This is a genomic window from Nocardia sp. CA-084685 (assembly GCF_050955785.1).
Classification (GTDB): Bacteria; Actinomycetota; Actinomycetes; order Mycobacteriales; family Mycobacteriaceae; genus Nocardia.
Genome location: NZ_CP192094.1, coordinates 4,266,948 through 4,290,757 on the forward strand (window position 1 = coordinate 4,266,948; position 23,810 = coordinate 4,290,757).

At 66.2% G+C, this 23,810-nt stretch carries 26 protein-coding genes and 1 pseudogene; 12 read left to right on the top strand and 15 right to left on the bottom strand.

Going from position 1 to position 23,810, the window contains the following annotated elements; translation table 11 throughout:
* The first annotated feature begins 216 nt into the window (after window positions 1-216).
* Together ACQP2U_RS19220 and ACQP2U_RS19225 are read left to right on the top strand one after the other, a co-directional pair.
* Complete coding sequence (locus tag ACQP2U_RS19220; protein WP_433716525.1) at window positions 217-1,257, top strand: catalase family peroxidase; 1,041 nt, start codon at window positions 217-219, stop codon at window positions 1,255-1,257.
* Complete coding sequence (locus ACQP2U_RS19225) at window positions 1,247-1,813, top strand: cytochrome b (RefSeq protein ID WP_433715909.1); 567 nt, start codon at window positions 1,247-1,249, stop codon at window positions 1,811-1,813. The genes ACQP2U_RS19220 and ACQP2U_RS19225 overlap by 11 nt, the downstream gene beginning before the upstream one ends.
* 68 nt (window positions 1,814-1,881) lie before the next feature.
* Here the strand turns inward: ACQP2U_RS19225 and ACQP2U_RS19230 are convergent, their stop codons facing one another.
* Window positions 1,882-2,028: a hypothetical protein gene (locus tag ACQP2U_RS19230; RefSeq protein WP_433715910.1), complete on the bottom strand. Its 147-nt coding sequence runs from the start codon at window positions 2,026-2,028 to the stop codon at window positions 1,882-1,884.
* Between the two features lie 212 nt (window positions 2,029-2,240).
* A pseudogene (locus tag ACQP2U_RS19235) lies at window positions 2,241-2,390 on the bottom strand (LLM class F420-dependent oxidoreductase); the annotation flags it as partial.
* A gap of 182 nt (window positions 2,391-2,572) precedes the next feature.
* On the opposite strand from ACQP2U_RS19235, the gene ACQP2U_RS19240 reads away from it, so the two are divergent.
* Complete coding sequence (locus ACQP2U_RS19240; RefSeq protein WP_433715911.1) at window positions 2,573-3,691, top strand: NADH:flavin oxidoreductase; 1,119 nt, start codon at window positions 2,573-2,575, stop codon at window positions 3,689-3,691.
* Between the two features lie 15 nt (window positions 3,692-3,706).
* On the opposite strand, the gene ACQP2U_RS19245 is transcribed toward ACQP2U_RS19240, so the two are convergent.
* From ACQP2U_RS19245 to ACQP2U_RS19265, 5 genes are all read right to left on the bottom strand, one after another.
* A complete protein-coding gene (locus ACQP2U_RS19245) occupies window positions 3,707-4,120 on the bottom strand; it encodes a phosphotransferase (protein ID WP_433715912.1) in 414 nt (137 codons plus the stop codon).
* A gap of 129 nt (window positions 4,121-4,249) precedes the next feature.
* Window positions 4,250-5,224 (bottom strand): carbohydrate kinase family protein, encoded by a 975-nt coding sequence (locus ACQP2U_RS19250; RefSeq protein WP_433715913.1) that lies wholly within the window; start codon window positions 5,222-5,224, stop codon window positions 4,250-4,252.
* Window positions 5,211-6,056: an ATP-binding cassette domain-containing protein gene (locus tag ACQP2U_RS19255; RefSeq protein WP_433715914.1), complete on the bottom strand. Its 846-nt coding sequence runs from the start codon at window positions 6,054-6,056 to the stop codon at window positions 5,211-5,213. Before ACQP2U_RS19255 ends, ACQP2U_RS19250 begins: the two co-directional genes overlap by 14 nt.
* Complete coding sequence (locus ACQP2U_RS19260; protein ID WP_433715915.1) at window positions 6,053-6,964, bottom strand: ABC transporter permease; 912 nt, start codon at window positions 6,962-6,964, stop codon at window positions 6,053-6,055. The genes ACQP2U_RS19255 and ACQP2U_RS19260 overlap by 4 nt, the downstream gene beginning before the upstream one ends.
* A gap of 224 nt (window positions 6,965-7,188) precedes the next feature.
* Window positions 7,189-8,217 (bottom strand): sugar ABC transporter substrate-binding protein, encoded by a 1,029-nt coding sequence (locus ACQP2U_RS19265; protein WP_433715916.1) that lies wholly within the window; start codon window positions 8,215-8,217, stop codon window positions 7,189-7,191.
* Window positions 8,218-8,351: 134 nt separating this feature from the next.
* On the opposite strand from ACQP2U_RS19265, the gene ACQP2U_RS19270 reads away from it, so the two are divergent.
* Window positions 8,352-9,413 carry a LacI family DNA-binding transcriptional regulator gene (locus tag ACQP2U_RS19270; RefSeq protein WP_433715917.1) on the top strand — a complete coding sequence of 354 codons (1,062 nt, stop codon included), beginning with the start codon at window positions 8,352-8,354 and terminating at the stop codon, window positions 9,411-9,413.
* 293 nt (window positions 9,414-9,706) lie between these two features.
* Here ACQP2U_RS19270 and ACQP2U_RS19275 read toward each other — a convergent pair whose 3' ends face one another.
* The 6 genes from ACQP2U_RS19275 to ACQP2U_RS19300 form a co-directional block, all read right to left on the bottom strand.
* Complete coding sequence (locus ACQP2U_RS19275; RefSeq protein WP_433716526.1) at window positions 9,707-9,934, bottom strand: nuclear transport factor 2 family protein; 228 nt, start codon at window positions 9,932-9,934, stop codon at window positions 9,707-9,709.
* A complete protein-coding gene (locus tag ACQP2U_RS19280; RefSeq protein WP_433715918.1) occupies window positions 9,934-10,404 on the bottom strand; it encodes a hypothetical protein in 471 nt (156 codons plus the stop codon). The genes ACQP2U_RS19275 and ACQP2U_RS19280 overlap by 1 nt, the downstream gene beginning before the upstream one ends.
* Window positions 10,405-10,487: 83 nt before the next feature.
* On the bottom strand, window positions 10,488-11,480 hold the full coding sequence (locus tag ACQP2U_RS19285) for an isopenicillin N synthase family dioxygenase (RefSeq protein ID WP_433715919.1): 993 nt from the start codon (window positions 11,478-11,480) through the stop codon (window positions 10,488-10,490).
* A 287-nt stretch (window positions 11,481-11,767) separates the two neighbouring features.
* Window positions 11,768-12,016, bottom strand: a complete 249-nt coding sequence (locus ACQP2U_RS19290; protein ID WP_433715920.1) for a hypothetical protein — start codon at window positions 12,014-12,016, stop codon at window positions 11,768-11,770.
* 62 nt (window positions 12,017-12,078) lie between these two features.
* On the bottom strand, window positions 12,079-12,528 hold the full coding sequence (locus ACQP2U_RS19295) for a cupin domain-containing protein (RefSeq protein ID WP_433715921.1): 450 nt from the start codon (window positions 12,526-12,528) through the stop codon (window positions 12,079-12,081).
* A gap of 45 nt (window positions 12,529-12,573) precedes the next feature.
* Window positions 12,574-13,494, bottom strand: a complete 921-nt coding sequence (locus tag ACQP2U_RS19300; RefSeq protein ID WP_433715922.1) for an MBL fold metallo-hydrolase — start codon at window positions 13,492-13,494, stop codon at window positions 12,574-12,576.
* A 195-nt stretch (window positions 13,495-13,689) separates the two neighbouring features.
* Here ACQP2U_RS19300 and ACQP2U_RS19305 point away from each other — a divergent pair, with 195 nt between their 5' ends.
* The 4 genes from ACQP2U_RS19305 to ACQP2U_RS19320 all read left to right on the top strand — a co-directional run bounded on the left by ACQP2U_RS19305 (window position 13,690) and on the right by ACQP2U_RS19320 (window position 17,704).
* Window positions 13,690-15,294, top strand: coding sequence for an AtzH-like domain-containing protein (locus tag ACQP2U_RS19305; RefSeq protein WP_433715923.1), 1,605 nt, complete (start codon window positions 13,690-13,692; stop codon window positions 15,292-15,294).
* Window positions 15,294-16,076: a cysteine hydrolase family protein gene (locus tag ACQP2U_RS19310; RefSeq protein ID WP_433715924.1), complete on the top strand. Its 783-nt coding sequence runs from the start codon at window positions 15,294-15,296 to the stop codon at window positions 16,074-16,076. Before ACQP2U_RS19305 ends, ACQP2U_RS19310 begins: the two co-directional genes overlap by 1 nt.
* A 192-nt stretch (window positions 16,077-16,268) precedes the next feature.
* Complete coding sequence (locus ACQP2U_RS19315) at window positions 16,269-16,844, top strand: TetR/AcrR family transcriptional regulator (RefSeq protein ID WP_433715925.1); 576 nt, start codon at window positions 16,269-16,271, stop codon at window positions 16,842-16,844.
* A gap of 71 nt (window positions 16,845-16,915) precedes the next feature.
* The gene (locus tag ACQP2U_RS19320; protein ID WP_433715926.1) at window positions 16,916-17,704 is read left to right on the top strand and encodes an SDR family oxidoreductase; all 789 of its coding nucleotides are present in this window, start codon (window positions 16,916-16,918) and stop codon (window positions 17,702-17,704) included.
* A 153-nt stretch (window positions 17,705-17,857) separates the two neighbouring features.
* Here ACQP2U_RS19320 and ACQP2U_RS19325 read toward each other — a convergent pair whose 3' ends face one another.
* Window positions 17,858-18,808 (bottom strand): PDR/VanB family oxidoreductase, encoded by a 951-nt coding sequence (locus tag ACQP2U_RS19325; protein WP_433715927.1) that lies wholly within the window; start codon window positions 18,806-18,808, stop codon window positions 17,858-17,860.
* A gap of 32 nt (window positions 18,809-18,840) precedes the next feature.
* Complete coding sequence (locus ACQP2U_RS19330) at window positions 18,841-19,518, bottom strand: helix-turn-helix domain-containing protein (RefSeq protein WP_433715928.1); 678 nt, start codon at window positions 19,516-19,518, stop codon at window positions 18,841-18,843.
* Between the two features lie 199 nt (window positions 19,519-19,717).
* Between ACQP2U_RS19330 and ACQP2U_RS19335 the strand changes: the two genes are divergently transcribed.
* The 4 genes from ACQP2U_RS19335 to ACQP2U_RS19350 all read left to right on the top strand — a co-directional run bounded on the left by ACQP2U_RS19335 (window position 19,718) and on the right by ACQP2U_RS19350 (window position 23,810).
* Window positions 19,718-20,977, top strand: coding sequence for an amidohydrolase family protein (locus ACQP2U_RS19335; RefSeq protein ID WP_433715929.1), 1,260 nt, complete (start codon window positions 19,718-19,720; stop codon window positions 20,975-20,977).
* Window positions 20,977-21,753, top strand: coding sequence for an ABC transporter ATP-binding protein (locus ACQP2U_RS19340; RefSeq protein ID WP_433715930.1), 777 nt, complete (start codon window positions 20,977-20,979; stop codon window positions 21,751-21,753). Before ACQP2U_RS19335 ends, ACQP2U_RS19340 begins: the two co-directional genes overlap by 1 nt.
* A 107-nt stretch (window positions 21,754-21,860) precedes the next feature.
* Window positions 21,861-22,595, top strand: coding sequence for an ABC transporter permease (locus tag ACQP2U_RS19345; protein WP_433716527.1), 735 nt, complete (start codon window positions 21,861-21,863; stop codon window positions 22,593-22,595).
* 36 nt (window positions 22,596-22,631) lie between these two features.
* Window positions 22,632-23,810, top strand: a complete 1,179-nt coding sequence (locus tag ACQP2U_RS19350) for an ABC transporter substrate-binding protein (RefSeq protein ID WP_433715931.1) — start codon at window positions 22,632-22,634, stop codon at window positions 23,808-23,810.

Consider the following 23,810-nt stretch of genomic DNA (forward strand, 5'->3'; position numbering starts at 1 on the left):
CAGGCAAGGAGTCCAGGCGATCGCCCGCGATAGGTGGACCGCTCCGGATCCGGCATCGATACCAGTGGCGCACGCGGCGGAAAGGCAAGGTGGCGAGTGCAAGGCAGCAATGATTCCGGCCATCGGGACGAGTTGGACACGCAGCCCGACCACGGTGCCGATCCCGCACCGGATCGATGGCTGAACAGGGTCACGCTCACCCGGCGAAGCGCGCTGATGGGGATGACGACGGTGGCCGGTGTCGCCGCGGTGGACGTTGGTGCGTTTGCCTTCGCGGGCGGCTGGCTGCGGCCCGACGCGCTGACACCTGCACGGTTCGTCGACCGGTTCGAACATGTGTACGGGCGTCACGACGGTTTCCGGCGCAACCATGCCAAGGGCCTCAGCGCCAGCGGGACCTTCCAAAGCAACGGTGCCGGTACCGCGGTGTGCAAGGCGACCGTGTTCAAAGCCGGGACGGTTCCGGTGATCGGCCGGTTTTCGCTTTCCGGCGGGCTGCCCGATCAGCCCGACAAACCGGACACAGTTCGCGGGCTGGCCCTGCTGTTCTTACCGCCCGGTGGCCAACAGTGGCGCACCGCGATGGTCAACATCCCGGTCTTCGTCGACAGCACACCGCAGGGATTCTACGAACGACTGCTCGCCACCAAGCCGGTGCCGGAGACCGGCAAGCCCGACCCGCAGCTGATGGCCGCGTTTATGGACCGCCACCCCGAGTCCGCCGCCGCCATGAAGATCATCAACCAGTCCCCGCCTAGTTCGGGGTTCGCCAACAGCACCTTTCACGGGCTCAACGCGTTTCATTTCACCAACGACACGGGCGCCACCGCTCCCGTCCGCTGGGTGGCAGTCCCGCTACAAAACGGTCAGCCCACCGGTGCCCCGCCGTCGGCACAGAACGACTACCTGTTCGACGCCCTGATCGACGCGGTGGCGCGCGGCCCGCTGAGCTGGCGGCTGCTCCTGACCATCGGCGGCCCCGAGGACCCGACCAACGATGCCACCAAGCGGTGGCCGGATTCACGGCCCACGATCGACGCCGGCACCATCACGATCAACGCCGTCCAGACCGAGGCCGCAGGAAACGCACGCGACATCAACTTCGACCCGACCGTATTACCCGACGGCATCGTCGTATCCGACGATCCGCTGCTGAGCGCGCGCTCTGCCGTCTACGCCCGCTCATTCACCCGCCGCGCCGCCGAGGCCAAGCGGCCGAGCGAGGTCAACGTCGCCCAGGTGCGCGATGAGCGATAAGCCCGGCCGCTTCACCCTTCTTTCGAGACTGTTGCACTGGTCGATGGCGGTAACGGTCATCGCCCAACTGCTCCTCGGCGTCACCATGGTGGCGTCGCTGAGCTACTACCCCCTGCTGCTGGCCATCCACCGACCGCTCGGCATCACGATCCTCGTTTTCGCAGTGGTGCGGTTGGTGAATCGACTCACGCATCGGCCGCCGCCATTCCTGGCCACGATGAGCCGCCGGGAACGCAAGATCGCGACGTGGTCGGAATATCTGCTGTACGCGCTACTGCTCGTGCAACCCCTGATCGGCTGGGCAATGCTCGCGGCGGCCCGCTACCCGATCATCCTCTTCGGGCCGCTCCACCTTCCCGGCATCGCGCCGCACAACATCACCCTGTACGCCGTGCTGCGAATCGGCCACTCGATTCTCGCGTTCCTGCTCTTCTTGACCTTTACCGCTCACATGAGTGCAGTCGTGTTTCATACCCTCGTGCTGCGCGACCGGCTCATCGACCGTATGGCACTGTGGCCGACCAAGTCTGCCGCCGCAGCGGATCACCAGGCCTGAGCTGGGCAGATCACGAGGCGCCGACGCCTTCGGCGTCCACTTATCCGGCCGCTCTCGTGGCAGCTGGACTAAATGAAGCCGATAGCGGCCAGCCCGTCGACGATCGGACCGGCCGTGTCGGTCAGCATCAGCCCTGAGCCGACCAATACGCCGAGGACCACCGCGAGGATCGCGACGGCAATGCCGACGCCCCGAAGGAATCGCCAGTCGAACATGTCCGCCACCCTAGTCTCGAGACCGGGCGCGCGCTCTGAACTGCGGAAACGCTTCGCAGATTGGCGCCTCGGCGGGGTGTGTCGAACATGGGAACGGGGACGACCTGCGGTTTCGGGTGGGCGGTTGGCGGTCCTTGGGCATGTGCTCGCGCCCGCACTCGCCGAGGGCTGCTATTGCGGGACGGTCATGACGTTCTCGACTACGGACAGGGTTCGGCACCGGTCGCCGCCAGGGGCAGCGGCAGGAAGACATCGTGGGGCCCTTCGAAGGTGAACAGGCCGTCGGCGCCGCACGCGATCAATTCGTTTGCCCGCGAGACGGCTTCGTCGGGACGACCGTTCAGCTGGAGATCGATCTTCATTGTTGCGCCGTCCTACCCGCGGCCACCAGCGCGTACAGCGCGTCGGCCATTCTCGACACGAACAGCTCGGCCTCCTCGCTGCCACGCGAGAGCGCGTGGAATATCGTTGTCCCCGCGATTATCTCTGTTCGGGTGGGACCCGGCCGATTGCCGGAAAGCCCCGACACTGGCAGGGTGTCGCCGTGGACCCCCTGTTCTCGCCGCTGCGCGTCAGATCGCTGACGCTGCCCAACCGCATCGTCATGTCCCCCATGACCCGGCGGCGCTCGCCGGCCGGAGTACCCGGCGCCGACGTCGCCGCCTACTACCGCAGGCGAGCCGACGGCGGCACCGGGCTGGTCATCACCGAGGGCATCGGGATCGATCACCCGACGGCGGTCGACTGTGTGAAAGTGCCTCGGCTGCACGGTGAATCGGCGCTGGCCGGATGGCGCCACGTGGTCGACGGTGTGCACGAGGCGGGCGGCCGAATAGTGCCACAGCTCTGGCACGTCGGCCCGCTGTGGGGTGCGATGAGTGCGGTGGACCCGACACCGACCCCGCTGCGCCCGTCCGGGTTGTGGGGCCGGGTCGGCCGCACCGGATACCCGCAGCGGTACCTGACCTGGGCCACCACCCCGACCGCCGCGATGACCGAGCGCGACATCGAGGACGTCATCGCCGCCTACGTACGCTCGGCGCGCAATGCCGTCGACGTCGGCTTCGACGGCATCGCCCTGCACGCGGGCCACGGCTACCTTCTTGACGCGTTCCTCTGGGACGCCACCAACCAGCGCACCGACCACTGGGGCGGCGACCTGCGCCGACGGACGAACTTTCCGGTCGAAGTGGTGCGCGCGGTCCGCCGCGCGATCGGCCCCGACCTGCCGATCTTCTACCGGTTCTCCCAGCACAAGCAGCAGGACTACACCGCCCGCATCGCCCGCACCCCGGACGAGCTGGCCGTGATCCTCACCGCCCTGGTCGAGGCGGGCGTGGACGTTCTCGACGCCAGCACCCACCGTTTCGACCAGCCCGCCTTCGACGGCAGCGACCTGACCCTGGCCGGTTGGGCCAAGAAGCTGACCGGGGCGCCGAGCATGGCCGTCGGCAGCATCGGTCTGAGTAAGTCGTTGCGCGAGAACGGCATTCCCGAACCCGCATCGCTCGACGAGATGTACCGGCGGTTGTCGGACGAGGAGTTCGATCTGGTCGCGATCGGTCGCCTCCATCTGGCCGACCCGGCCCTGGCCAATACCCTCCGCTCCGGCGGCCCGATCCCCGCGTTCGACCGTGAGCGTCACGCGGACGTGCTGTTCTGATCCACGATCCACGGCCTAGGGGTCGCGGAGCAGCTGCTCGATCCGTGCAGTGCAGAACGTGGTCACATCGATCTCCGGCGGTAGTTGTAGCCGGTGCGCCATCCGCAGCAGCGGGATACTGAGCAGGACGGCCGCCAGTTTCTCGTTGTAGCGCAGGTTGCGCACCGTCATCCCGCTGCGTTGCTCGTAGCGAGCGATCGTTTCCTCCTGGGTGGGTGTTCCCGGAAGTCGTTCGGTGTCCTGGTATTCCGAGCACGCCCAATCCAGGAACAGCATCCAGGCGAGGTCGGCCTCGTGGTCGCCGATGTAGGCGATCTCCCAGTCGAGGACACCGGTGACCCGGAATTCGCTGTCGTAGAGGATGTTCGACATTCGGGCGTCGGCCCAGCAGAGGGTGACGTGCTCGGGCTCGTAGAGGTTGGCCCGCAACCATTCGGTCGCGCGGCGCAGGGCGGGCGGCGAGGGTGTCCGACGCCCACGCCAGCGCGGACTCGATGTAGCCGATGAGCTGTTCGAGCGGGGCTGCGCCGAACTGGGGGAACGCCAGGAAGTCCAGATTCAGCGACCTGTGAACAGCTCGGCGGCCGTCGGCGGGTCCGCTCCGCGGCGGCCGCAGGTCAGCGCTGCGACCATGGTGGCCTTGTCGAGAATGGCGGTGAGGACGTGCTTCGGGATGGCACGCAGGGCTTCTCGGTATGCGGCGCCGAGCAGATGGTGATCGCGCAGACCGGCGAGAATGCCTGCCGTGAATGCGTCTCCGGCGCCGACCGTGTCGATCACCTCGACGGGGCGGCCGGGGCGATGGATGGGAGTGGCGTCTGCGGCAGTGGCGGCAAGTGCGCCGTCGGGGCCCAGTGTCACGATCACGAGAGCAGGGCCGCGGGCGGACCAGTCGGCGACCACCTCCTCGGGGTTGCGGCCCGGGTACAGCCAGGACAGATCCTCGGCGCTAGCCTTCACGATGTCGGCACAGGCGATCATGGCGTGTACTCGGTCCAGGATGTTGTCGCGAATCATCAACTGCGGGCGGAAATTCGGGTCGTAGCTGATGGTGGCGGTAGACCGGGCACGGTCCACCAGGCGGGTCAAGGCGTCGGCGCCAGGGGGCACGGTCAGCGCCAGTGAGCCGGTGTGCAAGGCCAGCACGCTGCCGTCGAGAGCGGTGGACAGTTCGGAGTCGGTCCACTGCCAGTCGGCCGTGCCGTCGACGCGAAAGTCATAGTGCGCCATGCCATCCGGGTCGACATCGACGATCGCCAGTGAGGTCGGCTCGGTGGCGTCCACAACATGATCGAGGGCGACGGCGTTGTCCCGCAGGTGGTTTCGGATGCGATGGCCCAGCGGGTCGCCGCCCAAGCGGGCCAGCATCCGAACCGGCACGCCCAGCCGGGCCAAGCCGACGGCCACGTTCGCGGGGCTGCCGCCGGGCACCGCCTGGAAGCGATCGGGGGCGTCGGCGAGCACCAGGTCCACCAGAGCCTCCCCCGCGACCGCGATCAGGCCGCGCTCGGCCACGGCCTCAGTGATGGACACGGTTGTTGTCGACCTCCGCACCGGCCATCGCACCGGTCATGATCGCCACCGCATCGGACATGGAGAATTCGTGCGGGCGGATCACCGCGACTCGGCGGCCGAGCCGCTGGATGTGCACCCGGTCGGCGATCTCGAACACGTTCGGCATGTTGTGGCTGATCACAATGACGGCCAAGCCGCGGTCGCGGACCTCGCGGATCAGATCCAGCACCATACCGGTCTCCTTGACACCCAGCGCTGCCGTTGGCTCGTCCATGATCACCACGTGCCGCGCGAAGGCCGCGCCGCGCGCGACCGCGACACCCTGGCGCTGGCCGCCGGATAGTGTCTCCACCGCTTGCTTCATAGATCGGATCCCGATCTTCAGATTCGACATGTGCTGCTGCGATTCTCGCACCATGCGATCCTTGTCGATCATCCGGAACACCGAGCCGAGGATGCCGCGGCGCCGCAGTTCCCGGCCCAGGAACAGGTTGTCGGCGATATCGAGGGCCGGTGCCACCGCCAGCTCCTGATAGACGGTCTCGATACCGGCCCGGCGGGCGTCGGTCGGGCGCCGGAAGCGCACCCGTTCGCCGTCGAGCAGGATCTCGCCCTCATCCGGGATCAGCGCCCCGGACAGTGCCTTGATCAGCGAGGATTTCCCGGCACCATTGTCGCCGATGACCGCGAGGATCTCGTTCGGCAGCAGGTCGAAATCCACGCCGTCGAGCGCAGTGACCTGACCGTAGCGTTTCACCAGGCCCTTTGCCTGCAGCACCGGCTGTACCGCGGCCTGAGCTCCGTCGCCTGCGGTGGTGGCGTCGCCTGCTGCGGTGGCTGTCTCGCTCATTTCTGCCTCCTGCGGTTGAGCTGGTCCACGGCCACCGCAGCAATCACCAGGATGCCGGTGATCAGCGTCTGGTAGATCGACGGCACCCCCGTCAGTTGCAGGCCGTTACGGATGATGCCGACGATGAGCGCGCCCAGTAGCGTGCCGATCACGCTGCCACGTCCGCCGAACAGGCTGGTGCCGCCCAGTACCACGGCGGTAATCGAGTCCAGATTGTCGGTCTGGCCGGCATTCGGGTCACCGACGCCGGTGCGGGCCACCAGCAGCAGCGCCGCCAAGCCGTAGATCAGGCCCGCGACCGTGTAGACGGCGAGAAGCACACGGCGGGTGTCGATGCCGCTGAGCCGCGCCGCCTCCGGGTTATTGCCTACGGCGTAGACGTGCCGCCCTGCCGCTGTCAGCCGCAGCCCGTACCAGGTGATCGCGAACAGCACCAGCATCGCCACCGACCCGTAAGTGATGTCGGTCTCGCCCAGCGGAAATGTCTTGTCGAAGAACGTGAGTGCGTCCGGCAGACCCGAAATCGTCTGTTCCTGCGAGTAGATGTGGGTGAGCGCGAACGCGATGCCATACGTGCCGAGAGTGACGATGAACGGTGGCAACTTGATCAGGCTCACCAGCGCGCCGTTGAGCAACCCGAACGCGGCCGTCAGCGCCAGCCCGAGCAGAATCGCCAGTGGCACAGGCAAACCCGTGTCGACGGCTAGCTTGGTGATCGCGATGTTGCCCAGCGCCATCACCGCACCGTTGGACAGATCGATACCGGCGGTGAGGATGATCAGCGTCTGGCCGATCGCCAGCGTGCCGACCACCATCACCTGCTGCACGATCAGCGAGAAGTTGTCACCGGCCAGGAACCGGTCGGACTGGGCGGTGAAGTAGACCACCGCGATCAGGATCGCGATCACCGGTCCGACGTTCGGCACCGACAGTATCCGGTTCAGCGCTGAGTGTTTCGGCTCCGGCGGCGCGGGAGACGTTGTAGTTGCGGTCATGCGAATCCTCGCTCGTCGACGAAATCAGGTGGACCGGGCCGAGCGCACACCGGGACAACGAGGGCCGTCACCATCCCGGCATACGGCGCAGCTTCATTCGCCGTCCCGGCGTGCTTTCCGGCTGGGGACGGGAGTTCTCAGCCCCAGCAGTTGTCCAGGCCGTACTGCACGTCCTTGGAGTCGACGCCGGCCTGCGGCTTGGCGGTGATCAGCGTGACGCCGGTGTCGGTGTAGCCGCTGGTCTTGTTGCCGTTCTTGGCGTAATCGACGATCGCCTGCACGCCCGCACTGGCCATCTTCAACGGGTACTGCTGCGAGGTCGCCGCGATCTTGCCGTCGCGGACCGCCTGCACGCCGGTGCACCCACCGTCAACGGAGACGATCATCGCCTGGTTCTCCTTGCCAGCGGTCTTCAGCGCGGTGTAGACACCCAGCGCGGACGGCTCGTTGATGGTGTAGACCAGGTTGATGTCCGGATCCTTCTGCAGGCAGGTTTCCATCGCCGTCTGCGACTTCGCTTGGTCGCCCTGAGCGGGCTGCGCACAGACCACGTTCGGGGCGGTGACGTACTGCGCCATGTCCTGAGTGGCTTGCGCGGCGCCGTAACCGGACAGGAATCCGTTGTGCCGCAATACGCCGACGGTCACGCCGGGGTTGAGGTCGATCATCGCGATCTTCACCGGCTTGTCACCCTGGACGGCCTTGGCATAGGTGCCGATCAATTGGCCTGCGGTGAAATTATTGGTCGCGAACAGCGCGTCGACCGCACTCTGGGGATCGGTCGGGGTGTCCAAAGCGATCACTTCGACACCCTTGGCACGGGCCTTCTCAACTGCGGGGACGATCGCCTTCGTATCGCTGGCAGTGAGCAGGATGCCCTTGGCTCCCGCATTGACCATGTTCTCGATCGCCGTCACCTGGCTGGCGTTATCACCGTCGAACTTGCCTGCGGCGGTGAGCAATTTGACGCCAGCGGCATCAGCCTGCTTCTGGGCACCCTCCTTCATCTTCACGAAGAAGGGGTTGGTGTCGGTCTTGGTGATGAGCCCGACGACGACCTGCCCGTTGTTGCTGTTGCTCGACCCCTTGCCGCAGGCGGCGACGGAGAAGGCCAGGGAGGTGACCGCGAAACAGACGGCGGCGATGCGGACGACACGAGAGGACATCGGTGTACTCCTGCAGGTACTACTTAGACAACGTTGTCAGAGACCATATAACGTGATCTATGCCACGTCTAGACGTTTCTTCTAGCATATTTGACGGTTCTCGGATCGAACACGAGCGAACGGATAGGGTTGCTATGTCAGCGTTGTCAGAATCCCAGGCGCCACGCCGGGGCGCCACCATGCGCGATGTGGCGGCGCTGGCGAGGGTGAGTATCAAAACGGTGTCGCGCGTGGTCCGCGGCGAAGGCGGCGTCTCGCCGGAACTGGCCGCGCGGGTCACCGATGCGGCAACCATGCTCGACTATCGGCACAACCTGGCGGCCAGTACGTTGCGCGGGCACGGCCAGAAGACCGCCGCGATCGGTCTGGTACTGATGGATGTCGCGAACCCGTACGCCTCGGCGCTGCACCGGGCGGTCGAGGATTTCGCGCACAGCCGGGGCACCCTCGTCTTCGCGGTGAGCAGCGACGAGAACCCGGCCCGCCAGCGTGAGGTGCTGGACGCCCTGCTGTCCAGACGAGTGGATGGGCTGATCGTAATGCCGGTGGGCACCGATCACGGCTCTCTGCTGCACGAGCAGCGTCGCGGTACCCCGGTCGTATTCGTGGACCGCATGCCGGCCACCACCGAAATCGACAGCGTCACGGTCGACAACCGCACCGGCTCCCGCCTTGCCGTCGAACACCTGGCCGCCGCAGGCCACCGCCGTATCGCCTATCTCGGTGACCTGCATACGATCTGGACCGCTGCGGAACGTTACGCCGGCTACATCGAGGGCCTTGCCCACACCGGCATACCCCTCGATCCGGACCTGATCTGCGCCGACCTGCACTCCGCGGCGGCCGCCGCGGCCGCCGCTGGGGCGCTGCTCGACCGCCCGGACTCCCCCACCGCCCTGTTCGGCGCCCAGAATCTGGTGACCGTTGGTGTGCTGCAAGCGATCCGGAAGCGTGGCTTGCAAAACCGGATTGCCGTTGTCGGTTTCGATGATCTGCCGCTGGCCGAACTGCTGCAGCCAGCGCTCACCGCCATCACCCAGGATCCGGCGACGATCGGCCGCGTCGCCGCCGAAATCCTTTTCGCCCGCCTGGATGGTGACGACGGCCTCCCCCGCCACGAGGTGATACCCACTCGCCTACTGGTCCGCGGTTCCGGCGAGATCTCTGCAGACCTTCGGTCACCTCACAGTCAATAGCCAGGACATGCTTCATACTCATTGCACAGCTGGTGTATATAACCGACGAATATGCGATTCCGGTAATCACCGCACACGGGACCAGATCGCAGCACTGACACGTTTCCTATCCGACCGGGCCCTCCCGGGGCTCGGCCTCCCAGCGCACAATGTCGGCGGCCCCACCGCCGTCGCGGCAGTCACCATCCTGGTGGGACCCACAGACCCGAGATGAGTGACGTGGTCGCGCACGGTTCCCTCTGCCCTACCGGTCCAGCCGGTAACGCCTCGTCCGCCCGAGGCCGCAGCTGCGCTCATACGGCGGCGGCGTCGCGGACCAGGGCGGTGTCGACGAATTGTTCGAAACGGACGATGTGGCCCGCGCGCACCGTGAAGTGGTGCGCCACACGAACATTCAGTGGTTTGCCGGTGTGCTTATGGGTGGCGGTGTAGCGGGCCAGGACGACGACGTTCTCGCCGTCGACGACGTAGGTGTCGTCGTGGGCGGTCCAGCCGTCCCATTCCTCGGCCAGTTGCTCCATCACGTTGGACGTGACACCGTCCGGAGTGCGGTAGGTGCCGGCCAATGGGAAGCCCCGCCATCTCGGTCCACTTCCGCGGCGCGGCCGAAGTCGCGAAGCGCCACGGCACGGGTCCGCGGATCCGCGAGATCGGAGATCACCCGGTCGGCGTCCAGTTCGTGCTGCTCGGCAATGCGCAGATAGGTCGCGGGATCGGAGAGGCTGTCACCGGCTCGGTAGAACGCCTCTTGCATGGTCTCCGCCAGCGGTAGCGCCGATCCGGGCGCCTGCGCCCGCAGGGCCGCGAATCCGATCGCGGCGGCAGTCGAGTCCATCTCGAAGCGGCCATCCGCCACCAAATCGAGATAGCTACGCCCGAACCTAGCGCCGGTCAGTTCCGCGATCCGCCGGTTGGCTTCCGCGACATACGGCATGGCCGCCAGCGGCGGGCTCGGTGTCGCGGGCCGGGCGGCTGCGTAGCGCAGGTTCACCCCTGCGCGGTCAGGATGGTCGCGAGCTTTGCCGGATCGGATTCGGTGAGTGTGGTGGCGGTCTTTCGTCTTCGGTGGTGAAGCTACCCTCGCGGCCGGTAGTTGGCCTGCACGCGCTGAGCGAGGAAGTCGGCGGCGGTCACCGGCGGGTACTTGTGGCGCGGCCCCTGGATGACGGCGTCGCGGTCGGCCTGGGCGAAGTAGGCGATGCTGTAGCGGTCGCCCTGGTACTCGCCCGCGCCTGGGCTGCGGACACGGTGGAAGTTCGACGGCAGTTCGTCATCGCTCCAGCGGGTGAGCATGTCACCGATATTGCAGGTGATCAGTGCGGACGACGGGGTTATCGACGTCCATCGCTGTTCCTGCATCTTTTTGCCGGGACAGACCTGTAGGCCACCCTGCCCGTCCCGCTGGAAAAGCAGCGTCAGACAGTCGAAGTCGGTGTGCGCACCCGCACGCCAGCGACCCGGCACGCCCTGGAGTTCTGTCGGAACGGCGAAGTAGTGCAACAGCCGAAGCGTGCTCTGGTACTGCGGGGATTCCGGATCGTGCGCCTTGCTGAAGTGATTGCGGTCCAGGCCGAGGCGTTCGGCGAAGCAGGAGAGTACGCGCATCGCGACAGTCCACGCCTGGTACTCGAAATCGAGCATGTCGGCGCGGAATTCGACCAACTCCGCTTCGCTCGGCCACAGCTCGGCCATATGCGGGCGGGTGATCTGGTAGGACTCCTTCTGATCGGGCACGCCGATGGACGGGCGTACCTGACTCAGGCTCTCCCACCCGGCGTTATTCGCCTTGACCAGTGGATATCGCGCCTTGGTCGACTCCGGGAGCGCGAAAAATGCTGCGGTGCGGGCGAATACATTGTCGATCTGGTGTTGCGGGATGCCGTGCCCGGAGAGCTGGAAGAAGCCGATCTCGGTGGCCGCGGCCCATAGCTGATTGGTGATCTCGGCGCGGCGGTCCGCGAAATCGGTCAGGTCGATGACGCGGATATCGCGGGCGTCGGTCTCCACGCCGAGGCCGCCCATCTGCTGCTCGCGGGATACCTCGGACAGGTCGTAGCTTTCGGTCATTGTCAGTCCTTGTCTGCGTGGGGTTTTCAGCTGCCGACGTTGATCGTCGGGTCGAGGAACTCCTTGGTGACGATGTCTTCGGCGCGCAGGTTGTTCGGTATATTCCCGGCGCAGGATCGGGGCGAATTCGTCGATCACCCGCTGTACCCGGCCTCGTCGAAACTGCCGATCACACCGTCGGAGTCGTTGCCGATGAGACGTCGATGAGCGCCTTCGAACCGTAGGCGGCGAGCTCGGCACTATCGCGCTGAACTTGGGGGTTCTTCGAAACTACGTCCACGCCAACGTCATTCACATGCGACGCGTCGGCGCGGAACTGTGCGGTAGCCCGCTGGCTCATCGGGGACGAGCCGCTGCAGGCAGGAGTGTTTGGCGGAATTCGCCAGCGATTCGGTGAAGACAATATGCGGTGGTGGGAGTGAGAGTCGGCGCCCGGGAGCGAGCACCACCAGCGATACGGCGTACCAGGCGGCGAGCGTCAGGCCGATGGACACCAACGGTGTCGCGGCCTTGACGAGTACGACGCGAGGACGCACCCCATTGCTATCGGTAGTGAGATTTGCATTGCAGTGCTGAGTGTTTCGGACCGGCGGCAAATTCAATGACTCGGCGCGGACCCGAATCCTGTTGCCAGAGTGCGGATATCCGCGTCGGACAGCCGCGTGGGCGTGCCGCGGTCGACGAGATCAGCGAATCCTGCGTCATCCGCCATCACGGTGATCGTGTACAGCCGTTCGGTGCCGGAGGTGTTCAGAATGCGGTGTTCGGATCCCGGTTGCAGGATCAGTACGTCGCCCGCGCCGAGGTCGACGGCGTGTGTGTCGCTGTGTGCGCGGGCGGTGCCGGCCAGCACGATGAAGATTTCGGCCGAATCCTCATGGGAGTTCAGTGGTTGCGCACCGCCCGGCTCCCAGATTTCGAGGAATACGCTTGCGCTGGAGCCGTGTTCGGGTCCAGCGAGTGTGCACAGCCGTACCGTGTCCGCGGGTGAGATGAGAGCTGCCGACAGGTCGGCGAGGTGTCGTACGACGGGAGGTGCCCCAGCCATATCGGATCCTTTCGGGTAGATGTCGCTATCGCCGCGGAACGCGGTTCAGGCGACGGGTGGTGTGAGCAGGGTGACCGGACCGCAGTCGTGGCGGGTTACCGGCTGGCCGAGCATGTCGCGGGCCGGCCCGGCGATCGTTGTTCCCTCCAGCATCGCCGCCGCGGCATGGGCGACCTCGGTGGCCGCACTGGCCGGTAGTTCGCAGATAAGGTTGTGGGCGGCCAGAATTCGGGTGATCGGGAGCTTCGACAGGCGGTGCGTCGATTCGGCAAACCGGACCGGGTCGGCTCCGGCGCCGTGCAGCCAGTGGGCGGCGGCGAGCACCGTGTCACCCGAGAGCAGCGTGCCGGTGGTGTGGTCGAACAGGCACAGGGTGTCCGGCGCATGGCCGGGCGTGTGCAGTACCTCGAACTGTCGTCCACCCAGGTCGATGATTTCGCCGTCGGCCAGCGCCCGGCTGATCGGGGTCGGCGGTATCGCCCACTGGGTCAGGTCCGGCAGCGGACGTAACCGACCGACCCGCGCCAGGGTGAAGAAATACTGGGAATCCAGCAGGGCGAACCGGTCGAACTCGGCGACCACCCGCGACATGGCGGCGGCATACGTACGAAGGAACGCTGGATCAGCAGCGGTGTGCAGGCACCCGGAATTCGGGTCCGCAGCCGTGGGGTGCGCGGCGAAGTCGATAACGTCGACCTGCGCGGCGAGGTCGGCATTGCCGCCGCGGTGATCGATGTGGTGATGCGATGACACCACCAACACCGGCAGCGTCGTCAACGCCTGCACCACTTGGGATATCGGAGCGATGCCGAGCCCGGAATCGAACAGCAGCGCGGTGTGTTCGCCGATGACGAGGTAGCTGGCGACATGCCCGGGTTCGTTGATCAGGTGGATGCCCTCCCCCATGTCTCGAACGTGGAACCAGGCCTGCGCTTCGGCGCAGAAGGTGGGAGCTCGTGAGGCCACCGCGGCTCCTCAAATGTTGATGACAGTTACATTTGCCAATGTAGAGGCGCCGCGTTTCCAGGAAGTAAAGGTTGCGGACCGACCGTCGAACGGAGCGAAGGTCGCAGTCCATCAACCGGTCGCGGCAAAAAGGTTCACAACAGCTTTACGTGAACAATGTTCATCACATCAACATTCATGGCTACCGTCTGACCGGTGACCTCTCCCTTCGATGACCTCGACGCCGATCTACGTTCGGCATTCGCGCGGTATGAAAGGGCCTTGATGGCCAACGATCTCGCCGAACTGGACGCCGCATTCGCCGATGGTCCTCGGCCGATCCGCAGCGATCCGGCAACCGCGCTGGTCGGCCACGCCGCGATCGCCGAGTTCCGGGCCGGGCGAGCCGGCGCACCGACCCGCTCCCTCGTGCGGGTATATGTGCGCAGACTCGGCCCCGATGCCTCGGCGATCCTCGCGGAGACCCGCCGAACGGACGGTTCACAAGGTGTCCAAACCCAAGTCTGGGAGCGCGACAGCGGCGGTCGATGGACCATCACCGTGGCGCATGTGTCCGGCGGTGCCGAGCCCACCGACGGCAGCACGGTCAGCCCCGACTCATCAATTTGGCGTGTCGCGCCGGCCGAGGCGCCGCTCGTGCGCGGCGGCCGAGGACCGCTCCGCGATGCGCGGGTGGCCGTCAAAGATCTGTTCGCGGTGGCCGGGTACGCAATCGGAGCGGGGAACCCGACCTGGCTGGCGGCAGCGCCGGTGGAGTCTCGTCACGCCGCGGCGGTATCCGCATTGCTGACGGCAGGGGCCGATATCACGGGTATCGCGACCACCGACGAGCTGGCATTCTCACTTGCGGGCGCCAATATTCACTATGGCGTGACACCGAATCCGGTTGCGGCGCACCGAGTCAGCGGCGGGTCGAGCAGCGGTCCGGCGGCCGCGGTCGCCGCCGGGTTCGCCGATATCGGCCTCGGCACCGACACCGCGGGCTCGATTCGCGTCCCGGCATCATATTGCGGGCTCTACGGGCTACGCACGACCCACGGGGTGGTCGCGCGGACGGGTCTGGTGGGTTTGGCACCGAGCTTCGATGCCGTGGGCCTGCTCACCCGCGATGCGACGTTGCTCGCCCGGGCGGGCGGGGCGCTGCTGCCGAATCAAGAAGTACATCCCGTCACCAGGGTGGTGGTGGCACCGGAACTGGTCGATCTGCTGGATCCTGCGGCACGCGAATCTTTTTGGGCCGCGGTGCAGGCACTGACGCTGCGTGATGCGGCCGCTGGAAACGTATTGCCACCGCCGGAGACGATCGCGCTCGACTACCCCGACGGCGCCGGGCTCGACACGGTTCTCATGGCATTCCGCACGGTTCAGGCCGCCGAGGCTTGGCGCGCGCACGGCACCTTCGTGTCCGCTCAGCCGACCGCGTTGGCGCCCGATGTCGCCGCTCGATTCCACGTCGGCCGCGAGATCGACGCCGCGACCGAGACCGAGGCCCGCGGCCTGCTCGACGACATGAGTACCCGGCTGCGGCGGATACTTCCCCCCGGCGTCGTCCTCGCACTGCCCGCCGCCTCGTCGGCGGCTCCACGCCGAGACGCTTCGTCGGCGGAGGTGGAAGCGGTGCGGCAGCAGACATTGCGATTGACCTGCCTCGCGTCGCTGGCGGGTCTGCCCGCGTTGTCGATGCCCCATCTCCGGGCGGGAAACCTGCCGGTCGGGTTGTGTCTGCTGGCCGGACCAGGACAGGACTCCACCCTGCTCACCTTCGCCATTCCACCTTTCGACCGACAGGACCACACCTGATGTCCCGAAACTCCTGGTCGCTGTCCGGCGACCATGCGGATCTGCGTCGCCCCATCCATCCGCCACACTCACTGGAGCTCGATGCTCTGCCGCAACGGGTGAGCATCGATCTTGCGCGCACCGCGTTGATCGTCATCGACCTGCAGAACGACTTCTGTCATGTCGACGGGTGGCTTGCGCGCATCGGAGTGGACGTCTCGCCCGCACGTGTGGCCGTCGATACTCTGCGGACGGCGCTGCCGGCCGTGCGCGGAGCCGATATCCCGGTCGTGTGGGTGAATTGGGGCAACCGGCCCGATCGGGCCAACCTGCCGCCCGGTGTGCTGCATGTCTACGATCCCGCCGGCGCTGGCGTCGGAATCGGCAGTGCGGCAACCGCTTCGAGCACCGCAGTGCTCGAAGCGGGCAGCTGGGGCGCGGACGTAGTCGATGATCTCGAGATCGCGCCAGCAGACATTCGCGTCGACAAGTACCGGATGAGTGGTTTCGTCGATACGGTGCTGGATTCCGTGCTGCGCAACCTGCGGGTCGACACCCTGCTGTTCGCTGGTGTGAACGCCGATCAATGCGTGTTGTCGACATTGATGGACGCCGCGAACATCGGCTATGACGTGGTGCTGCTCACCGATGCGGTGGCCACCACCTCGCCCGAATACTGTATGGAGGCAACGACGTACAACGTCCGACAGTGTTTCGGGTTCACCGCGACCGCCGCGGACCTCGTCCGTGGACTCACCTCTGCGTCTAGTGCGTTGACCACGAACGTCCGCCGGGTTGGGTGATACGTCGCCGCCGGGTTCCGGCAACGGTCCTTGAGGTTGTGACACTCTCGACGGCGGTAGTTGCTGTCGGGAGTGTGTGGGTTGGTCTGCACCGGAACCGGTTCGGGCCTGTCGGCCGAGCGACGCGGAAGGTCGGCGGCCGCGGCCACCAGCATTCTTGACCTACGGGTCAATAACATTTAGAGTCGTCGCATGGGCAGGCCACGGAACTTCGAAACCGATACCGTGGTCGAGCGCGCGATGGAGGAGTTCTGGACCCACGGGTACGCCGGTACCTCTCCCGCACAACTCGCCGAGGCCACCGGCGTCGGCAAGGGCAGCCTGTACCACACGTTCGGCAGCAAACGGCAACTGTTCGACCAGGCATTGGCCCGCTACGGACGGATGGGTGTGGAGCACGCCGAGGAGCTGCTGTTCCAACCGGGAAGCGCCCGCGAACGCATCGGCGCGTACCTGCGTGAGACCGTGGATTCCGATGTCGCACGGCCGGTTCGGCGGGGCTGTATGGTCGTGAACACGGCCGCCGAGCTCGGTGGCCACGACGAGGAGATCACCCGAACCCTGCGTGGCATCGAGGATGGTATCGTCGCCGTGCTGGCCGCCCGGATCGAACAGGGCCGACGCGACGGTGACGTCGGCCCCGACGTCGATGCGCGGGCCACGGCCGAGTTCCTGCTCAACACCAGCGTCGGCCTGCGCACCATGGCCAAGACCCGCGACACCGAAGCGCTGTATCGCACTATCGACGTCGCTCTGACTGCCCTCTGACCGATCCGCCACGTTGCGGTGGCTCTCGCATACCCCAGTTTTTGACCTGTAGTTCAAGAAAGGAAGTCTCCATGGATCTCGAATTGACCGGCAAGACCGCCGTCGTCACCGGAGCGAGCCGCGGCATCGGCCTGGCCGTCGCCGAGACGTTGTCCGCCGCGGGCGCACGCGTGGTCGGCGCCGCCCGCACCATCACACCCGAACTCGAAAAGGCCACCGTGGCCACCGCTTCGGTGGATCTGAGCTCGCAAGACGGCGCCACTGCGCTCGTGGACACCGCGCTGAAAGAGCTCGGCGGGATCGACATCCTGATCAACAACGTTGGTGGCGGCGACGCCGACCAACTGACGCTGGGCGGATTCCTCGACAGTACCGACGATCAGTGGCGGCACTTCCTGGATGTCAACCTGTTCAGCGCCGTCTGGGCGACCCGTGCCGCCCTGCCCAGCCTGGTCGACCGTCGCGGCGCGATCGTGAACGTCTCCTCGATCAACGCACATCTCCCGTCCGCCGGGCCGGTCGGCTACAGCGAGGCCAAGGCCGCGCTCACCGCCTTCGGCAAGCGCCTGAGCGAGGAGTTCGGTCCGCAGGGAGTCCGCGTCAACACGGTCTCGCCCGGCGTGGTCGGCACCCGGATCTGGCGCGGTTCCGAATGGGTCGGCGCGAAGCTCGCCGCCGCACAGGGCATCTCGCACGAACAACTGCTGGCGGCGCTGCCGGCCCAGTTCGACATCGCCTCGCGCCGAATCTCCGAACCGGAAGAGGTCGCGGCCCTCGTGGCGTTCCTGGTCTCGGGCAAGGCTACCAACATCGTCGGAGCCGACCTCGTCATCGACGGCGGGACCATCAAGACCAGCTGACCCCCTGCATCAGGACATCGCGTGGCCGGCGCGTTGGCCGCCTTCGCCCCGCTGCGGCGAAGGCGGCCCCAGCGGCTGGATAAGGGCAGCCCCAGCGGCCTGGTACCGCCGCTGCGTTCGTGCCGCCGAATTCGATGCCGGACATTCAGCGCTTCACAATTCGAGCACCAATCGTGCTCCAGCGCAGCGTGATACGCAGATCATCATGGACTCGCCCTCGGCGCGCTCCTCCGGCGACAGCACAGAGTCGCGGTGATCGACCTCCCCGCTCACCACGCCCGTCTCGCAGGTACCGCAGGTCCCTTCCCGGCATGACGAGAGCGCGACCACGCCGCATTCCTCGGCCACCTCGAGTATTGATCGAGTCGCCGGAACCGTGAGCGTCAGCCCCGACATCGCGAGGGACACCTCGAACGCGACCGCGGCAGACTCCGCGAAATCTCGCGCGACGAACCGCTCAGCGAACACATCGACCGCCTCGAGTCCCGCGCAAGCGTCCTCCGCCGCGGCGATCAACCCTGCTGGACCGCAGGCCATTACCGCGGTTCCCGGCGTCGAATCGGCGAGGAGTGCCGCCACATCCAGGCGTCCCGCGCGCGCCGAGTGATGCGGTAGGACCGCATCGCCGTAGCGTTCGCGTAGCTCACGCAGGTAAGCCATGGCCGACTCGTCACGGCCGGTGTATATCAGCCGCCACGGCCGCCCGCTTCGCTGCGCGGCGGCGGCGAGCGCGAGCATCGGCGTGATCCCGATACCTCCGGCGATCAGCACGTAGCCGAGTGCACGCACGAGCGGAAAGTGATTGCGCGGCGGCCGGATCGAGGCCGTTGCGCCGATCGACAGGAGTTGGTGGGCCCGGACCGAACCACCGCGCCCATGCGCCTCACGCAGTACCGCGATCCGATAGAAAATGGTGTCGTCGGGATCGGAAACCAGTGAGTACTGCCGGACGATCCCGTCGCCGAGTAGTAGGTCGATATGCGCCCCCGCCTGCCACGGCGGTAGTCGGCCACCGTGCGGGTGGCCGAGGGTGAACTCGTCGATATTCTCGGCCACTCGGCGGCGGTCGCGTACGACGACGGTGATGGAGTCGGAATCATTCATCAGGGCCTCCAGGAAATACGGGCCCCGCCTAGTTATTTGTCCCAGCCACGGGAATCCGCCTCGCGCCCAGCCGCTTTCACGACAATCAGCCTGGCATGCGGGCCGTCCACCACACGCCACCGGTGTGGTGTGCCGCCAGTGTAGTAGAGGCTGTCACCGTCGGCGAGTCGCGCGTGGCCATGGTCACCGAGGTCGACCACGATCGCCCCCTCGACGACGTACACCCACTCGTCCTCGTCGTGCTCGAAGTAGGGGCCGAACTCGGCATGCACGTCGACGAATTCTTGCGGGTAGAACGATGCGCGCCCGTGCACCAGCAGCCGGGTCGAGCCCTCCTCCTGCCCCGATCTGGCGATACCCCGCGGCAACTGGACGCCCTCGTGGGATCGGATCACCTGCCCCTCGGCAGTCCCTTCGGCGTCCTCGCCGCCGCGGGTGTCCGCCGCCAGCATCAGTTCGACCTGGGTGGTTCCCAGCGCTTCGGCGATGCGAGCCAGCGTCAGCATGCTCGGCCGTGCCAGGCCACGTTCGAGCTGACTGAGGAACGGGTGCGAGATCTGCGCCTGCTCGGCCAGTCGGACCAGGGTGAGTCCGCGATCACGCCGGCGGCGGCGGATCTCGGCCCCGAGCATGGTTTGCGCGTCGACGGTCGCCTTTTTGGTCACGTTCTCCACCTTCATATCCCACCACCGATCGTCGAAGTGCGTCACGGACGGGCACCCGCACGCTAGACCACCCGCTGTCACCTCGGCGAATTAACAAGACCGTAGCTGGCTCGTTCATCTACTCGAAACAAGGCGGCTGAATAGTGCTAAATGTTGATCACATCAACATTAGCTCTATCCGTAACGTCTCGCCGACCAGCCACGAGCGGGCCACCACGACCTGTTTCTCTCTCGAAGGACCTCCATGGATCATCCGCTACCGCAGCGTGTTTCGCGCCTGTGCGGGGCAACCTTGCCCGACGGCTCGGTGGTCGATCTCGACATCGGACGCGACGGCGGGCACTCGTTGGTGACCGCGGTTCGCCCGAGTGCACCGGACCGGATCGGCGAAACCTCCGACGCATCAATAGATCTGACCGGTTTCGTGCTGTTGACCGCACCCGCCGAGCCACACGCACACCTGGACAAGGCGCTGAGCTGGGATGCGCTCACGCCGACCTTCGGCAATCTCGGAGCGGCGATCGACACATGGCGCCAGGGCAGTGCCGAACTGACCGAGGAGTCTTTCCGCAGCCGGGCGACCGCGGCGGCATCGGCCCTGTTGCGCAACGGCACGACCGCCATTCGGTCGCACGTCGACATCCTCGGTGGCACGGACCCGTTGCGCGGTATCCGTGCGGTGCATAGCGTACGCAGGCGATTGTCCGGGCTCGTCGACATCGAGATCGTGGCGTTGACACCCCCGGCGGCCGATCCCGGACTGCTCCACGCGGCCCTGGACGCGGGCGCCGACTTGATCGGTGGCGCACCGCATATCGCGCCGGACCCGATCGCCGAACTCACCCGGCTACTCGACATTGCCGAGGCCCGCGGAGTCGGCGCCGACCTACACGTCGACGAGTTCTTGTGCGGCGACCACCACACACTCGCCCACTTCGCCGAGCGGGTCGCCGGGTGGCCCGCCGCCCGGACGCGCACCGCTGGGCACTGCTGCAGGCTCGGCACCATGGCCGCGGACGAACTGGACGCGCTGCTGGCCACGGTGGCGCGCAGTGGCGTGGGGATCGTCAGCCTGCCCATCACCAATTTGTATCTGCAGGGCTGGGATGACCCGGTCGCTATGCCGCGCGGATTGACCGCGCTCGCCGCGCTGCTCGACGCGGGCATCCCCGTCGCGGCCGGTGCCGACAATGTCCGCGATCCGTTCAACCCGATCGGCCGCAGTGACGCACTCGAAACGGCCGCACTGCTGATCACGGCGGGTCATCTGGCGCCGGAAGTGGCCGTGCACTTGGTTACCGACGGTGCGCGCGCGGTGCTCGGCTTGCCCGAGGCCGGCGCGAAGCCCGGCGCCCGCGCGGAATTTCTCGCCGTACGCGGCAGCAGTCTGCTCGATGTTGTCGCGAACGCACCTGCGGACCGGATCGTCATTCGCGACGGCGCGATCGTATCCATCAGCCGAACCGACCATCGCACAGCCGATTTCGCAGTACTGGAGGTCTGATGTCCAGCATGCCAACCATGAGCGCCGCCCCGCCCCGCCCCGGCACTCAGGTGCTCGGATTCGAATCGACCGAGCTCACCTATCCCAACGGCACGGTCGCGCTCTCGGGCGTTGATCTGACAGTCCGGGCCGGTGAATTCGTCAGCGTCGTCGGTCCCTCTGGATGCGGGAAGTCGACGCTGCTTCGAATCGCCTCCGGCCTGGAGTCCGCGACCGGGGGTTACACCCAGGTCGGGGCGAATCGGATCGGCTATGTGTTCCAGGACGCCACCCTGCTGCCATGGCGCTCGGTGCGCGACAATGTTGCGCTACTGGCCGAACTCGATCACATGGCCAAGGCCGAACGCTATCGCCGTGCCGACGATGCCATCGAGTTGGTCGGTCTCGCTGGGTTCGCCGAACACCTGCCGCGAATGCTCTCCGGTGGTATGCGGATGCGGGTGTCGCTGGCTCGTTCGCTCACCGTTGATCCCGAGTTGTTCTTATTCGACGAACCTTTCGGCGCACTGGATGAGATCACGCGACAGCGGCTCGGCGACGAGATCACCGAACTATTCGACGACCGTCGCTTCGCGGGCCTGTTCATCACGCATTCGGTGACCGAGGCCGTGTACCTCTCGACCCGCGTCGTGGTGATGTCGGGCAGGCCGGGCCGCGTCGTCGAGGAGATCGACATTCCGTTCGATTTTCCGCGCCGACCGGATATCCGCTTCACCCCCGAGTTCACCGCACTCGCGAGCCGAGTCTCGCAGGCGCTGCGAGGAAGTCACACATGAACGTCGAAACAGTCACTGCCGCAACAGTATCCGAATCAATTGTGACCACCGCCCCGGCGCGCACGTTCAAACTGCGTACGGTCCTTGCTCCGCTGGCGGTCCTAGCCATGGTGATCGGCGCTTGGTACCTGGTGACCTACACAGTGCTGGCACCGTCGCGCCGGTTTCTGATGCCGCCGCCGCATGAAGTGGTGACCGAAGGCCTGCTCGGTCCGGGAGCGCCGGATATGTGGGAGGCGTTGCAGCGGACCGCGACCGTGGCGTGCACCGGTCTGGTGATCGCCGTGGTCCTGGGGATCGTCTGGGCGGTGCTGATGGCGCAAGCTGGTTGGGCGGAGATTGCCCTGTTTCCTTATGCGATTGTGCTGCAGTGTATTCCGATCCTGGCATTGGTTCCGCTGATCGGCTTCTGGTTCGGTTTCGGATTCACCGCGCGGGTGTTCGTCTGCGTGCTGATCGCCCTGTTCCCGGTGGTGTCGAACACGCTGTTCGGGCTGAAATCGGTGGACAAGAGCCTGCGGGAACTGTTCGCGCTGCGTGCCACTGGCCGGATGACGGTGCTGCGCAAGCTCGAGTTCCCGGCCGCGATGCCCGCCATTTTCGCCGGTGTCCGGATCTCGGCCGGGCTCGCGGTGGTCGGCGCGATCGTCGGCGACTTCTTCTTCAAGCAGGGCGATCCCGGCATCGGCATCCTGATCGACAACTACCGATCCCGGCTGCAGTCACCCGAATTGTTCGCCTCGATCCTGCTGGCCTCCGGCCTCGGTGTCGTAGTTTTCGCGTTCTTCAGCTGGCTGTCTCGCCGGCTGGTCGGCGCTTGGTACGACTCCGCCCGCAACTGAAATCCCACCCTGCCGCTGCACCCCTTTGGGAGAAACATGAGAACACTTAGTCTGCCGCGTTCGGCCCGCGTGACCGTCGCGGCGACCGTCATCGGCCTCGCCGTACTGACCGGCTGCGCCCAAACAGACAGCCCGACAGCAACTTCCGGTTACAGCGGCACGATCGGCGCGATCGACTTGAAGCAGGTCTGCCCGACGAAAATCGTGGTGCAGAGCGATTGGAACCCGGAGGCCGAACACGGCGGCCTCTATCAACTACTCGGTCCGAACCCGGCGATCGACGCCGCGGGCAAGAAGGTCACCGGTCCGCTTTTCGCCCACGGTGAGTACACCGGGGTGGACCTGGAGATCCGCGCCGGTGGCCCCGCGATCGGATTCCAGACCGTGACATCGCAGATGTATCAGGACGACTCGATCATGCTCGGCTTCGTCGACACCGACCAGTCCATCCAGTCCGCGGCCACCAAGCCGACCACCGGCGTCTTCGCACCGCTGGAGATCAACCCGCAGATGATCATGTGGGATCCGGCGACCTATCCGAATGTGCACTCCATCAGCGACCTGAAAGCCGCGAAGGCGACCGTGCTGTACTTCCAGGGCGCCGCCTATATGGACTATCTGACCGGTGCCGGCATTCTAGACAAGAGTCAGGTGGACGGCAGCTACGACGGCACACCGGCCAACTTCGTCGCTGCCGGCGGCGCCAAGGCGCAACAAGGGTTCATCAGCGCCGAACCCTATCTCTACGAACAGAAGATCCCCCAATGGCACAAGCCCGTGGCCTACCAGTTGCTGCACGACGCCGGGTACCCAGAGTACAAGTCCGCGCTCGCGGTCCGGTCCGGCAAGCTGGAGGCCGATTCGGCGTGCCTGCAACGCCTTGTTCCGGTGATGCAGCAAGCCCAGCTCGACTATTTCGCCGATCCGGCCACGGCCAACGATCTGATCGTGCAGGCAGTCGACAAGTACGACACCGGCTGGGTATACGACGCGGGCAACGCGACCTTTGCGACGAAGCGGATGCGCGAGGCCGGTGTGGTCGGCAACGGCGGCAATGCCACGGTCGGTGATTTCGACACCGCGCGAGTTCAGCGGGTCATCGACATCACCCGGCCGGTCTACACCGAGCAGAAAGTCTCGGTCCCACAAGGACTGACGACCGAACAGATCGCGACGAACCGATTCATCGATCCCAAGATCGGTTTCGCGTCGTGA